We start from the raw sequence: 13,736 nt of genomic DNA on the forward strand, positions 1-13,736 counted from the left end.
CTGCGACGTGTTGTCCGCCACCTGATTCGTTCCTCGCTCGCTTGGCTGCCCACCCTTTGAGGCAAACCTACCCCGCCCGGCGCGGTGGCTGCCCGTTATTGCGATGCCTGTCCCAGCGGCGACACCCCCAAGGCCCGCGACCGCTCCAGGCTCGTCTTGACCTCAAACGCCATCTTCTTGCCCGCCACCCGACGGCGGTGGTTCATCCTCGTTAGGTTCATCCGCGCGAGCTGCCATGCCGCGGCGCCGGCCGGTTCGGCATGCAGGAAATAGTTCAGCACCACCCCGTCCAGCACGGGTTCCAGCCAGACCTCCATGGTGCCGGTCAATGCCCCGGTCACCGTCCACCGGACGCCTTTGTCACCACGGTGCTCGATGACCTCCAGGCGCAGGTCCGGCCACCAGCGCCGCCAGTTCGCCGGATCTGCGACAGCCTTGCCGACGTCGGCCGCGTCCGCGGCGACGAACGTCTGGTCGGCGACCTGGATGCTGTGCACGGTGGTCAGCTTTCCACGCGGGACGGGGCCGCGACTAGGGTGGATGCCCTAACAGGGCTACCGCCGTCGAGAGGCTTCCCATGGTGCGTGAGCTGAGCGCTCCGGCAACGTTTAGCGTGGCTGAACACGACAACATCGCCAACGCGGTGTTCGGCTACGAACGCACCGATCCTGACCTCGCCATCTTTGCCCGCCTCGTCGACGGGGTATGGACCGATGTGACGTGCGCGCAGGCCGCCACCCAGATCCGTTCGGCGGCACAGGGTTTGATCGCCGAGGGTGTGCGGCCTGGTGACCGGGTGGCGATCCTGTCGGCCACCCGCTACGAGTGGGCGATCCTGGACTACGCGATCCTGTCGATCGGCGCGGTCACCGTGCCGATCTATGAGACGTCCTCGGCGGAGCAGGTGCAGTTCGTGCTGAGCGATTCGCGTGCGGTGTTGGCGTTCGCCGAGACCGACGCGCATGCCGAGCTGATCGAGCAGCTGGCTGACCGGTTGCCCGACCTGCGCAAGGTCTACCGGATCGCCGGCGCCGGCCCGAAGGCCCTCGAGGTGCTGACCGATGCGGGCTCCTCGGTGGACCCGGCCGAGGTGCAACGCCGGCTGTCGGGGGTGCGATCCGGCGACCTCGCGACGCTGATCTACACCTCCGGCACGACGGGCCGGCCGAAGGGCTGCCGGCTGACTCACGCGAACCTGGTGGCCGAAACCCGCGGCGTCAAGGCGGCATTCCCCAATCTGCTGGACCGCGATGAGCGGTTGCTGGTGTTCCTGCCGCTGGCTCATGTGTTGGCCCGGGCGATCGCGATAGCGGCGTTCCAGTACAAGGTCACCGCCGGGTTCACCAGCGACATCCGCAACCTGGTGCCGATGTTGGGTGTGTTCAAGCCGACGCTGGTGGTGTCGGTCCCGCGGGTGTTCGAGAAGGTCTACAACACCGCCGAGCAGAACGCCGTCAACGACGGCAACGGGCGCATCTTCGCGATGGCCGTGGAAACCGCGGTCGACTGGAGCCAGGCCCACGACGACCGCGGGCCCGGCCTGCTGCTGCGCGCCAAGCACGCGCTGTTCGAACGGCTGGTCTACCACAAGCTGCGCGCCGCGCTGGGCGGCGACTGCCACGCCTCGGTCTCGGGCGGCGCACCGCTGGGCGCGCGGCTGGGCCACTTCTACCGCGGCGTGGGCCTGACCATCCACGAGGGCTACGGCCTGACCGAGACGAGCTCGGCCATCACGGTCAACCAGGTCGGCAGGGTCAAGATCGGGACGGTCGGCACCTTGCTGCCGGGCAACAGCATGCGCATCGCCGACGACGGCGAGCTGTTGGTGCGCGGGGGCGTGGTGTTCAGCGGCTACTGGCGCAACGAGCAGGCCACCAGCGACGCGTTCACCGACGGCTGGTTCAAGACCGGCGACCTGGGCGCGCTCGACGAGGACGGCTTCTTGAAGATCACCGGCCGCAAGAAGGAGATCATCGTCACCGCCGGCGGCAAGAACGTCGCCCCCGCGGTGCTCGAGGACCAACTGCGGGCGCACCCGCTGATCAGCCAGGCCATGGTGGTGGGCGACGCCAAGCCGTTCATCGGCGCGCTGATCACCATCGACCCCGAGGCGTTCGGCCCCTGGAAGGAGCGCAACCACAAGCGGGCCGAGGCGTCGATCGCCGACCTGGTGACCGACCCGGACCTGTTCGCCGAGGTCGACGCCGCCGTCAAGAACGCCAACCTGGCGGTGTCGCACGCCGAGTCGATCCGCAAGTTCCGCATCCTGCCGGTCGACTTCACCGAGGACACCGGCGAGCTGACGCCGACGATGAAGGTCAAGCGCAACGTGGTGGCCGAGAAGTTCGCCTCCGACATCGAATCGATCTACGAGAAGGATTAGTTTCGCCGGGCGCGCCGGTTTAGTCCGCCGAGCTGGGGGCACCGCCCGCTTGCGGGGGACACGCCGGCGTTGCGGTGACTGCCGATCGTCACGCTGGCGTGACACCCGCGCCCGCCAGTCAGCCCAGCAGTTCGGCGAGCCGGGCGGCCAGCGTGTCCCAGCGCCACTGGGACGTCACCCACTTGCGGCCGGCCGCGCCCATCGCGGCGGCGCGGTGGGGATCTGCCAACAGCCCGGCGACGGCCTCGGCCACCTCGTCCACCGAGCGGCCGTCCACCACCAGCCCGGTCTTGTTGGGCTGCACCGTTTCCGGGGCCCCGCCCGACAGGCCGGCGACGACGGGCACGCCCGTCGCCGAGGCCTCCAGGAAGACGATGCCCAGGCCCTCGACGTCCATGCCCGCGCCGCGGGTGCGGCACGGCATCGCGAACACGTCGGCCAGCGCGTGGTGGGCGGGCAGTTCGTCGGAGCGCACGCCGCCGGTGAATGTCACGTGCGCGGCCACCCCGCAGTCCCGGGCCAGTTTGCGCAGCGCCTCCAGGTAGGGGCCCCCGCCGACCACGACCAGCGCAGCCCCGTCGACCCGCCGCCGGATCGACGGCAGCGCCCTGATCAGCGCGTCCTGGCCCTTGCGCGGCACCAGCCGCGACAGGCACACGACGACGGGCCGCTCGCCCAGTCGGTAGCGCCGGCGCAGCTCGGCCCGGGCCGCCGGGTCGGGCCGGAACCGGTCGGTGTCCACCCCGGGCGGCAGGTACTCCAGCCTCGCCGCGGGACCGAAGGCCGACGCGAAGCGCGAGCGCGTGTAGCGGCTGACGAAGGTCACGACGTCGGTGCCGTCGCCGATGCGGCGCAGCACCGACCGCGCGACCGGCAGCATCGACCAGCCCACCTCGTGGCCGTGCGTGCTGGCCAGCACCCGGGTCGCCCCGGCCTGCCGGGCGCGGGGCGCCAACAGCGCCAGCGGTGCGGCCGCGCCGAACCAGACGGTGTTGATGCCGTGCTCGCCGATCAGCCGGCGCATCCGGGCATCGACCGCCGGGCCCGGCAGCATCAGCGTGCCGGGGTGGCGCACCACGCGATAGCGGGCCGCGGCGTCGTACGCGTCGGCCCCCTTCCATTGCGGCGCGTACACCGTCACCGAATGCGACCCGGCGTCCACCAGCCGGCCGACGAACTCGCCCAGGTAGGACTGGATGCCGCCCGGGCGGGGCGGAAAGTCGTTGGTTACCAGCAGAACCCGGCTCACCTGCGTCAGGCTAGCGGGCCAGCCATTGGTGCCACCGCACCAGCAGGCCGGCCGTGTCGGCGCCGAGGACGTCGTGGACGGCGGTGGGCACGTCCACGTGACCGGCACCGCAGCCGGCCAGGTACAGCTCGCGCAGTTTCGGCGTCCCGTAGGTGTCGGCGACGAAGCGGGCGAACCACCATGCCTTGTCGTACGCCAGTGAGCGCTGCGGTCCCGGCGCGTCCAGATCGCTGTCGGCCGGCAGCGTCAGCGGCACCGGCAGCGCGTCGGCGGGCACCGGGATCTGCGGGCGGGCGACGAAGTCGGCGACACCCTCGGTGAGCCATCGGGGCGCGTCCGCGGCGGTGTCGGCGCGCGCGGCGTAGTGAAAAAGCTCGTGTGTCAACACAATTCGTAACGCGCCCTCGTTCATGTTGGCCGCGCCCGGTGCGAACACGATCCGTTGGCCGACGGCCACGCGGCGCGCGGGATCGACGCGTTCGGCCACCGTCACCGCCGCGATGTCGGCCCACTGCGACGCCGGTCCCCCGCCTGCGGCGGCCCGAAACTGTTCGTCCGAGCCGGCGGCGAGGATCGAGATGTCGCGCGGCCAATCAGCGCCCCAGAAAGCCGTCACCGCGGTGATCGCGGCACCGATGTCGGAGGCCACCCGCGACAGCAGCCGGTCGGCGGCGGCGCCGCCCGGGCCCGCGAGCCGGACGGTGCGGCCACCGACGACCAGCGACCTCGCCGCAGCCCCGACCTGGCTGCGGGCGGGCGTGACGAGCTGCGCGTGCCTCGCCTTGCCGTCGCCGGCCGCGTCGAACGGCACGGCCGCGGCCACGATCAACTCAAGGGCGAAAACCCACGCCAGCAGGATCGGCAGCCGCCGACGCCGCGGGCCGAGGTGGTCAGTAGCGACGGGCGTCGTGGACCGGGCCGGCGGCGTTCATGGGCACCACCCGCACCGGCACGCCGTAGGTGGAGGAATGGATCACCATGCCGTCCCCGATGTAGATGCCGCTATGTGACGCGTCGGAGTAGAAGGTCAGCACGTCGCCGGGCTGCAGGTCCGCCAGCGACACCGGCTGACCGCCTTGGGCCTGCGCCTGGCTGGAGTGCGGGAGCGAGATGCCGGCCTGCTGGAACGCCCACATCACCAATCCGGAGCAGTCGAAGCCGCCGGGTGCGGCACCGCCCCACACGTAGGGCGAGCCGACCTGCGTCAACGCCGCCTGCACGACGGTCGCGCGGTCACCCCCGCCGACGCCGCCGGGAGCCATGCCGGGCAGTCCGGGCATTCCGGGCATTCCGGGCATTCCGCCGGGAGGGGGAGCCATACCGGGGGCCTGCCCGCCGGGAGCCCCGGGTGGCGCCGCGTCCGGCGCCGGCGCACCGGGTGCCGGGCCGGCCGCCGGAACCTGCCCGGGGTCGGCGAGCGCGGTGCGCTGCTCCGGCGTCAGGGCCACGTACTGCGATTTGACGACGGCGATCTGGACCTGCAGCTGGCTCTGCTTGGACTGCAGGCCCGCGCGGACCGCGGCGGCCCGCTCGGCCGCGCTCTTCGCGTCGGCCGCGGACTTGGCGGACGCCTGCTCGGCCTTGGCCGCCTGCTCGCTGGCGGCCCGGTAGCTCTCCATCTGTGTGCGCAGCTGCGCCGCCATCAGACGCTGCACGGCCAGCTTGTCGATCAGGCCCTGCGGCGATCCCGCGGTCAGCATGGCCTCCATGCCGTCGACGCGGCCACCCATGTACTGCGCGGCGGCGAGCTTGTTGACGGCGCCCTGGAAGGAGGCCAGGCGCGCCTTCGCCGAATCCACGGCGGCCTGGTCATTCGCGTGCTTCTTTTCCGCCGCCTGCTGGACCACCAGCTTCTCGTTCAGGTCGAGCTGGGCGCTGTGCATCGCCTCGGTGGTCTGTTCGGCCTGGCGGGACAGCTGGTTCAGTTTGGCCAGCGCGTCATCGGCGGGATCGGCCACGGAATTCGCGGCAAAAACCCCCGAGAAGACGACCAAGCCCGCTAACGTACCTAGGGCAGAACGTGTGATGACACGCGCACAGGGGTACATAGAGTCGAGCCTCAAAATTGCTTCCTTAAACGGCCTTGGACTGGCACTGCCGGAGCGCCGTCGAGCTAGTTTAGGTCTCAAACAGGTTACGAAACGATATCGACGTTTGTCCAAACCGGCTCGTTAAGAAATCAGAAAGATTTCTGTCATTACTTTGTGAATGATGGCAATCCCCTAAGACGATCGAGCGGTTTTGGCGCACAAGGCAATTAGGCTACACCGGCCCCGCGGTCCCGACGAATCGGCACCAGCCGCAGCCTCGGCGCCAGTCCGACGTCGGCGAGCACTTCCAGCGCGGCCCGTTCGTCCTGCAACAGGGTCTCCGGCACCCCGAGCAGCACGCTGACCACGCAGTCGCGGCATCCCGGCCCGCGCACCGCGCACTCGTCGCAGTCGATCACCACCGGCGCCTCCGGACCGGGCGCTGGTTCACCCTTGCCACTGCCGTATGCCATCTGGGCCGTCCTCTCGGTCGTTCGAACACTGACTTCGCGCGCTTATCCGCACGCTAACCGGGCGCACCGACAAAAAATCCGCCCCCGATCCGCCCGGCGTGGGAACCCCGCCGCTGTCGGTGCGGGTGCCTAACGTCTCGGCCATGACTGGTGCGACTCAGCTGAGTTTCGCCGACTTGGGACCGCGCTGGGACCCGGCCGCCTGCCCGATCGACGAAATCCCGTTGCGCGAAACCACTTTCGTCGTCGTGGACCTGGAGACCACCGGCGCGCGCACCAAGAGCGCCGACGGCGCGCCGTGCGACGCCATCACCGAGGTCGGGGCGGTCAAGGTGCGCGGGGGCGTCGTGCTCGGCGAGTTCGCCACCCTCGTCGATCCGCAGCGCGCCATCCCGCCCCAGATCGTGCAGCTCACCGGCATCACCACGGCGATGGTGTACGACGCCCCGACCATCGACGCCGTGCTGCCGATGTTCTTCGAGTTCGCCGGCCTGGAAAAAGGGGTCGTGCTGGTCGCCCACAACGCCGGGTTCGACGTGGGGTTCCTGCGGGCCGCCGCGCAGCGCTGCGAGATCGCCTGGCCCCGCCCCCAGGTGCTGTGCACGGTGCGCCTGGCCCGCCGGGTGCTCAGCCGCGAGGAGGCCCCCAGCGTGCGGCTCGCCGCGCTGGCGCGGCTGTTCGCCGTCGCGGCCCAACCGACCCACCGCGCGCTCGACGACGCCCGCGCCACCGTCGACGTGCTGCACGCGCTCATCGAGCGGGTGGGCAACCAGGGCGTGCACACCTACGCCGACCTGCGCTCGTACCTGCCCGGCGTGACGCCCACCCAGCGCCGCAAACGGGTTCTCGCCGAGGGCCTTCCGCACCGGCCGGGGGTGTACCTGTTCCGCGGACCGGCCGGCGTGGGGTCCCCGCGCAGCTGGGGAGTGCTCTACGTCGGGACCGCCGTCGACCTGCGCCGCCGGGTGGGTCAGTACTTCACCGGCTCCGAGCCCCGCGGCCGGATGAAGGAGATGGTCGCGCTGGCCGGCGCCGTCGACCATGTCGAGTGCGCGCATGCGCTCGAAGCCGGTGTGCGGGAGCTGCGGTTGCTGGCCGCGCACGCGCCGCCCTACAACCGGCGGTCGAGGTTTCCGCAACGGTGGTGGTGGCTGGCGCTCACCGACGAGGCGTTTCCGCGGCTGTCGGCGATCCGGGCGCCCCGGCACGACCGCGCCGTCGGCCCGTTCCGATCCCGCGCCGACGCCACCGACACGGCGGCGCTGCTGGCCCGGTTCACCGGGCTCCGGACGTGCACCGGGCGGCTCGGCCGTTCGGCCCTGCACGGGCCCGCCTGTCCGGAGGGCGTGGTGTCGCCCTGCCCGGCCGCCCGCGGCGCCACGGCCACCCAGTACGCGGCGGCCGTGGCGCGGGCCGCGGAACTGATCGACGGGCTGGACGACGCCGCGCTGGCCGCGGCCGTGCGCCACGTCACCTCGCTTGCCGAGCAACGCCACTTCGAGAGCGCCGCGCGCCTGCGCGACCGCACCGCCACCGCCATCGAGACGCTGTGGCGCGGCCAACGGCTGCGGGCGCTTGCCGCGCTGCCCGAGCTGATCGCCGCCGCGCCCGATGGTTTGGGCGGCTACCACCTCGCCGTGATCCGCTACGGCCAACTCGCCGCGGCCGGCACCGCCGGGCGCGGGGTGCCCCCGATGCCGGTGGTCGACGCCATTCACGCCGGCGCGCAGGCGATCCTGCGAACGGCGGCCCCGCTGGGCGGCGCGCTGGTCGAGGAGACCGCCCTGGTCGCGCGGTGGCTGACCGCCCCCGGGGTGCGCATCGTCCGGGTGGCCGGTGTTGACGACGCCGGGTGGAGCACTCCCTTGCGGTCGGCCGGCGCGTGGGCGGCGTGGGCGGCGTTGGCCCGCTCGGCGCGGCTGGCCTGCCAACAGGATCCGGCACAGGCGGGCTCAGCCCTGCTGGCCGAACCGCACCCATCGCGCGAGCAGCTGTTCGGCCGCACCGGAGTCGATGGCCGCGCACGCACGCCGCAGCCCGTCCTCCCAGGCCGGCAGCCATTCAGCGCGGCTGGATAGGCCGGCGTGCGCGACGATCGCCCCGGCGGCGTTGAGGACGACCGCGTCCCGGACCGGGCCCTTGGCGCCCGCCAGCACCGCGCGCGCCTCCGCCGCGTTGGCCTGCGCGTCGCCGCCCAGCAGCTCGTGCAGCTCGGCCCGGGCGAACCCGAATCCGGCCGGATCGAACGTCAGCCGGTCCACGGTGCCGGCCTGCACCCGCCAGATCGTGCTCGTGGTCGTCGTGGTCAGCTCGTCGAGTCCGTCGTCGCCGTGCACGACCAGCACGCTGGACCGGCGCGCCGCGAACACGCCGGCCATCACCTCGGCGAGGCCCGCGAACGCGCAGCCGATCAATCCCGCCCGCGGTCGGGCCGGATTGGTAAGCGGCCCAAGCAGATTGAACACCGTGGGCACCCCGAGCTCGCGGCGCACCGCAGACGCGTGCCGGTAGGACGGGTGGAACAGCGGCGCGAAGCAGAACCCGATCCCGATCTCGGCGAGGCTCTGGGCGACCTGCTCGGGCCCTGAGTCGATGCGCACCCCGAGTGCCTCCAGCGTGTCGGCTCCCCCGGACAGCGACGACGCCGCGCGGTTGCCGTGTTTGGCCACCGGCACCCCCGCGGCGGCCACCACGATCGACGCCATGGTGGACAGGTTGACCGTGTTGACGCCGTCGCCGCCGGTGCCGACGATGTCGACGGCGTCGTCGGGGATCGCGTCGGCGGGCATCGGGCGGGCGTGGCTCAGCATCACGTCGGCCAGCTCGCTCACCTCGCCCGCGGTGGGCACCTTCATCGTCATCGCCACCGCGAAGGCGGCGATCTGGGCCGGGCTCGCGGCGCCGGACATGATCTCGTCCATGGCCCAGGCGGCCTGGCCCCGCGCCAGTTCCCGACCGCCCGTCAGGCGGCCCAGGACCTGCGACCACGACGGCGCCACCCCGGGGGCTCCCCGGGGAGAGAAGGCTTCGGACGACGCGGGCACGCGCCGATGGTCCCACGAGGATCTGCCGCCCCCCAACCATTGCCGTAAGCGCGCCGGTGGGGCCCGATCGCGGCGGGGGAAACGCCGATCGGAGAAATTTCGGACCCGGGTAGAGTTCGACAACTACAAAGCGTCATACTTGCGGATGTGACCAGCGCTGTGGGGACCTCGGGTACTGCGATCACGTCGCGAGTGCATTCGCTGAATCGGCCCAACATGGTCGCTGTCGGCACCATAGTGTGGCTGTCCAGCGAACTCATGTTCTTTGCTGGACTGTTCGCGATGTATTTCACGGCGCGGGCTCAGGCCGGCGGGAAGTGGCCTCCGCCGCCGACCGAGCTGAATCTGTATCAGGCCGTTCCGGTGACGCTGGTGCTGATCGCGTCGTCGTTCACCTGCCAGATGGGCGTGTTCGCGGCCGAGCGCGGCGACGTGTTCGGGCTGCGCCGCTGGTATGTGCTCACCTTCCTGATGGGTTTGTTCTTCGTCCTGGGCCAGGCGTACGAGTATTACCACCTGATGTCACACGGGACCACGATCCCGGGCAGCGCCTACGGCACCGTGTTCTACCTGGCCACCGGCTTCCACGGCCTGCACGTCACCGGCGGACTGATCGCCTTCATATTCCTGCTGGCCCGCACCGCGATGAGCAAGTTCACGCCGGCGCAGGCGACGGCCAGCATCGTCGTCTCCTACTACTGGCATTTCGTCGACATCGTGTGGATCGCGCTGTTCACCGTGATCTATTTCATCCGCTGAAGCCCGGCGCTGGCAAAGGGAATGGACAGGAGTGCTCGGTTGAAGAAGCTGGTGTCTACCCGAAACGGTGCGCGGCGTGGCCGGGCCCGAAATGGGCACAGCGATCGCTCGCGACGGCGCCTGCGGCGCAGGCTGTCGGGCGGGCTGCTGCTGCTGATCGCGCTGACGGTCGCCGGCGGCCTGGCCGCCGTGCTGACCCCCACCCCGCAGGTGGCCGTCGCCGACGAGAACTCGTCGGCGCTGCTGCGCACCGGCAAGCAGCTGTTCGACACGTCCTGCGTATCCTGCCACGGCGCCAACCTGCAGGGCGTGCCCGACCACGGGCCCAGCCTGATCGGCGTCGGCGAGGCCGCCGTCTACTTTCAGGTGTCCACCGGCCGGATGCCGGTCATGGCCGGCGCCGCCCAGGCTCCCCGTAAGGAGCCGATTTTCGACGAAGCTCAGATCGACGCGATCGGCGCCTACGTGCAGGCCAACGGCGGCGGCCCCACCGTCGTCCGCAACCCCGATGGCAGCCTGGCGATGCACTCGCTGCGCGGCGACGACGTGGGCCGCGGCGGCGACTTGTTCCGGCTCAACTGCTCGTCGTGCCACAACTTCACCGGCAAGGGCGGGGCCCTGTCGTCGGGTAAGTACGCGCCCGACCTGGGCGGGGCCAACGAGCAGCAGATCCTGACCGCGATGCTGACCGGCCCGGAGAGCATGCCGAAGTTCTCCGACCGCCAGCTGTCCTTCGACGCCAAGAAGGACATCATCGCTTACGTCAAGACCGTCACCGAGGAGCGGCAGCCGGGCGGCTACGGCCTCGGGGGCTTCGGACCCGCGCCCGAGGGCATGGCCGCTTGGATCATCGGCATGGTCGCCGCCATCGGGCTGGCACTGTGGATTGGGGCGCGATCATCATGAGCGAGCAGGACGTGCGCGGCTCTGACACCGACAAGGGCGGACCGGGGGCACCCCACGAGCCCAGCGAATCGGCGCTGGCCGCGATGTCGCAACAGGAATTGGTGGCCCTGGGCGGAAAAATCGACGGCGTCGAGACCGTCTTCAAAGAGCCACGCTGGCCGATCGAGGGCACCAGGGCCGAGAAGCGCGCCGAGCGCTCCGTGGCCCGGTGGCTTTTGCTGGGCGGTTTCTTCGGGGTGGCGTTGCTGCTGATCTTCCTGTTCTGGCCGTGGGAGTACAAGCCGAAGGACGCCCCGGGCAGCCTGCTGTACACGCTGGCCACCCCGCTGTACGGCCTGACCTTCGGGATGTCGATCCTGTGCATCGCGATCGGCGCGATCCTGTACCAGAAAAGGTTCATCCCCGAAGAGCTTTCGATCCAGGAGCGCCATGACGGCGCCTCCCGCGAGATCGACCGCAAGACGGTGGTGGCGAACCTGGCCGACGCGTACCAGGGTTCGACGGTCGGGCGGCGCAAGGTGGTCGGCCTGTCGCTGGGGCTGGGGCTGGGCGCGTTCGGGCTGTCCACCCTGGTGGCGTTTGCCGGCGGCCTGATCAAGAACCCGTGGAAGCCGGTGGTGCCGACCGCTGACGGCAAGAAGGCCGTGCTGTGGACGTCCGGGTGGACCCCGCGCTACAAGGGCGAGACCATCTTCCTGGCACGTGCCACAGGTTCGGCCGGCGCGTCACCGTTCGTCAAGATGCGCCCCGAGGACCTCGACGCCGGCGGCATGGAGACCGTCTTCCCGTGGCGGGAGTCCGACGGGGATGGCACCACCCCGGAGTCGCAGGAAACGCTCCGCGCGATCAACCAGGGCGTCCGAAACCCCGTGATGCTCATCCGGATCCGGCCCAGCGACATGTCGCGGATGGTCAAGCGCCAGGGCCAGGAGAGCTTCAACTGGGGCGAGTTCTTCGCCTACACCAAGGTCTGCTCGCACCTGGGCTGTCCCGCGTCGCTGTTCGAGCAGCAGACCTACCGGATCTTGTGCCCCTGCCACCAGTCGCAGTTCGACGCCCTGCACTTCGCCAAGCCGATCTTCGGCCCGGCGGCGCGTGCGCTGGCGCAACTGCCCATCACGATCGACTCCAACGGGTACCTGGTCGCCAACGGCGACTTCATCGAGCCCGTCGGACCGGCATTTTGGGAGAGGACGACGACATGAGCCCCAAACTGAGTCCCCCGAAGATCGGTGACGTCCTGGCCCGCCAAGGCGAGGACATCGATACGCGCTACCACCCGTCGGCGGCGGTGCGCAGGCAGCTCAACAAAGTGTTCCCGACGCACTGGTCGTTCCTGCTGGGCGAGATCGCGATGTACAGCTTCATCGTGCTGCTGCTCACCGGCGTGTATCTGACGCTGTTCTTCGACCCGTCCATGGCCGAGGTCACCTACAACGGCGCCTACCAACCGCTTCGCGGCGTCGACATGTCCAAGGCCTTCGCCTCGACTCTCGACATCTCGTTCGAGGTGCGCGGCGGGCTGTTCGTCCGCCAGGTACACCACTGGGCCGCTTTGCTTTTCGCCGCGTCGATCATGGTGCACATGGCGCGCATCTTCTTCACCGGCGCGTTCCGGCGGCCCCGCGAGGCCAACTGGGTCATCGGCTCGCTGCTGTTTATTCTGGCGATGTTCGAGGGTTTCTTCGGTTACTCGCTGCCCGACGACTTGCTCTCGGGCATCGGGATCCGGGCGTCACTGTCATCGATCACGTTGGGGATGCCGATAATTGGCACCTGGCTGCACTGGGCGCTGTTCGGCGGCGACTTCCCCTGCGGCGGTGTGGGTAACGAGTGCGCGACCGCAGGCTACATCATCCCGCGCATGTACGCCCTGCACATCCTGCTGTTGCCGGGGATCATCCTGGCGCTGATCGGACTGCACCTGGCGTTCGTGTGGTTCCAGAAGCACACCCAGTTCCCCGGCCCCGGCCGCACCGAGCACAACGTGGTCGGCGTGCGGGTGATGCCGATCTTCGCGGTGAAGTCCGGCGCATTCTTCGCCGCGATCGTCGGTGTGCTCGGCCTGATGGGCGGGCTGCTGCAGATCAACCCGATCTGGAACCTGGGCCCCTACAAGCCGTCCCACGTTTCGGCCGGATCGCAGCCCGACTTCTACATGATGTGGACCGAGGGTCTGGCCCGTGTCTGGCCGCCGTGGGAGTTCTACTTCTGGCACCACACCATCCCGGCCGCGGTCTGGGTCGCGCTGTTGATGGGGCTGATCTTCATCCTGCTGATCATCTACCCGTTCCTGGAGAAGCGGTTCTCCGGCGACTACGCCCACCACAACTTGCTGCAGCGGCCGCGCGACGTTCCGGTGCGCACCTCGATCGGCGCGATGGCCATCGCCTTCTACATGGTGCTGACCCTGGCGGCGATGAACGACATCATCGCGTACAAGTTCGAGATCTCGCTGAACGCGACGACGTGGATCGGGCGCATCGGGATGGTGATCCTTCCGCCGTTCGTCTACTTCATCGCCTACCGGTGGTGCCTCGGGCTGCAGCGCAGCGACCGCGAGGTGCTCGAGCACGGCATCGAGACCGGCATCATCAAGCGGCTGCCGCACGGTGCGTACATCGAGCTGCATCAGCCGCTCGGCCCCGTCGACGCCCACGGACACCCGGTGCCGCTGGAGTATGAGGGTGCCCCGGTGCCCAAGTCCATGAACAAGCTGGGCTTCGCCGGCTCACCGGGCAGCGGCAGCTTCTTGCGCGCCGACCCGGCGTCCGAGGACGCCGCTTTGCGCGAGGCGGACCATGCCGCCGAGCACCGTGAGCTGACCGCGCTGCGCGAATACCAGGAAAGCATCGTCGGCTCCCCGAACGGCGAGCACGGCGAGCACTAGGC

The 13,736-nt window shown here is 70.2% G+C and carries 11 protein-coding genes and 1 pseudogene; 6 read left to right on the forward strand and 6 right to left on the reverse strand.

Translation table 11 applies throughout. The annotated features are described in order from the left end of the window. Positions 1 to 95: 95 nt before the first annotated feature. Positions 96 to 497, reverse strand: coding sequence for a polyketide cyclase / dehydrase and lipid transport (locus VMD50_RS28060; RefSeq protein WP_325432950.1), 402 nt, complete (start codon positions 495 to 497; stop codon positions 96 to 98). 83 nt (positions 498 to 580) lie between these two features. Here VMD50_RS28060 and VMD50_RS28065 point away from each other — a divergent pair, with 83 nt between their 5' ends. After that, complete coding sequence (locus VMD50_RS28065) at positions 581 to 2,383, forward strand: AMP-dependent synthetase/ligase (protein ID WP_325432952.1); 1,803 nt, start codon at positions 581 to 583, stop codon at positions 2,381 to 2,383. 118 nt (positions 2,384 to 2,501) lie between these two features. Here VMD50_RS28065 and pimB read toward each other — a convergent pair whose 3' ends face one another. The 4 genes from pimB to VMD50_RS28085 all read right to left on the reverse strand — a co-directional run bounded on the left by pimB (position 2,502) and on the right by VMD50_RS28085 (position 6,135). Continuing rightward, on the reverse strand, positions 2,502 to 3,632 hold the full coding sequence (gene pimB, locus VMD50_RS28070) for a GDP-mannose-dependent alpha-(1-6)-phosphatidylinositol monomannoside mannosyltransferase (protein ID WP_325432954.1): 1,131 nt from the start codon (positions 3,630 to 3,632) through the stop codon (positions 2,502 to 2,504). A gap of 10 nt (positions 3,633 to 3,642) precedes the next feature. After that, on the reverse strand, positions 3,643 to 4,461 hold the full coding sequence (locus VMD50_RS28075; protein WP_414686198.1) for a hypothetical protein: 819 nt from the start codon (positions 4,459 to 4,461) through the stop codon (positions 3,643 to 3,645). 61 nt (positions 4,462 to 4,522) lie between these two features. Then, positions 4,523 to 5,680 carry a peptidoglycan hydrolase RipC gene (ripC, locus tag VMD50_RS28080; RefSeq protein ID WP_414686200.1) on the reverse strand — a complete coding sequence of 386 codons (1,158 nt, stop codon included), beginning with the start codon at positions 5,678 to 5,680 and terminating at the stop codon, positions 4,523 to 4,525. 209 nt (positions 5,681 to 5,889) lie between these two features. Beyond that, entirely contained in the window at positions 5,890 to 6,135 is a 246-nt protein-coding gene (locus VMD50_RS28085) for a hypothetical protein (RefSeq protein ID WP_325432958.1), read from the reverse strand. A 143-nt stretch (positions 6,136 to 6,278) separates the two neighbouring features. Between VMD50_RS28085 and VMD50_RS28090 the strand changes: the two are divergent. After that, positions 6,279 to 8,150: pseudogene (locus VMD50_RS28090) on the forward strand (DEDD exonuclease domain-containing protein); the annotation flags it as partial. On the opposite strand, the gene trpD reads toward VMD50_RS28090, so the two are convergent. Further along, positions 8,088 to 9,179 (reverse strand): anthranilate phosphoribosyltransferase, encoded by a 1,092-nt coding sequence (gene trpD, locus VMD50_RS28095; RefSeq protein ID WP_325432960.1) that lies wholly within the window; start codon positions 9,177 to 9,179, stop codon positions 8,088 to 8,090. The pseudogene VMD50_RS28090 and the gene trpD sit on opposite strands and share 63 nt — an antisense overlap. Before the next feature lie 147 nt (positions 9,180 to 9,326). On the opposite strand from trpD, the gene ctaE reads away from it, so the two are divergent. Genes ctaE through qcrB form a run of 4 tightly spaced genes read left to right on the forward strand, consistent with a single transcriptional unit; the run spans position 9,327 to position 13,734 of the window. Further along, the gene (ctaE, locus tag VMD50_RS28100) at positions 9,327 to 9,938 is read left to right on the forward strand and encodes an aa3-type cytochrome oxidase subunit III (protein ID WP_325432962.1); all 612 of its coding nucleotides are present in this window, start codon (positions 9,327 to 9,329) and stop codon (positions 9,936 to 9,938) included. Between the two features lie 39 nt (positions 9,939 to 9,977). After that, positions 9,978 to 10,844, forward strand: a complete 867-nt coding sequence (gene qcrC, locus VMD50_RS28105; protein WP_325432964.1) for a cytochrome bc1 complex diheme cytochrome c subunit — start codon at positions 9,978 to 9,980, stop codon at positions 10,842 to 10,844. Then, positions 10,841 to 12,049: a cytochrome bc1 complex Rieske iron-sulfur subunit gene (qcrA, locus tag VMD50_RS28110; RefSeq protein ID WP_325432966.1), complete on the forward strand. Its 1,209-nt coding sequence runs from the start codon at positions 10,841 to 10,843 to the stop codon at positions 12,047 to 12,049. Before qcrC ends, qcrA begins: the two co-directional genes overlap by 4 nt. Beyond that, the gene (gene qcrB / locus VMD50_RS28115; RefSeq protein ID WP_325432968.1) at positions 12,046 to 13,734 is read left to right on the forward strand and encodes a cytochrome bc1 complex cytochrome b subunit; all 1,689 of its coding nucleotides are present in this window, start codon (positions 12,046 to 12,048) and stop codon (positions 13,732 to 13,734) included. The genes qcrA and qcrB overlap by 4 nt, the downstream gene beginning before the upstream one ends. Positions 13,735 to 13,736 lie beyond the last annotated feature (2 nt).

Source organism: Mycobacterium sp., assembly GCF_035506235.1.
In the GTDB taxonomy this organism is placed as follows: domain Bacteria; phylum Actinomycetota; class Actinomycetes; order Mycobacteriales; family Mycobacteriaceae; genus Mycobacterium.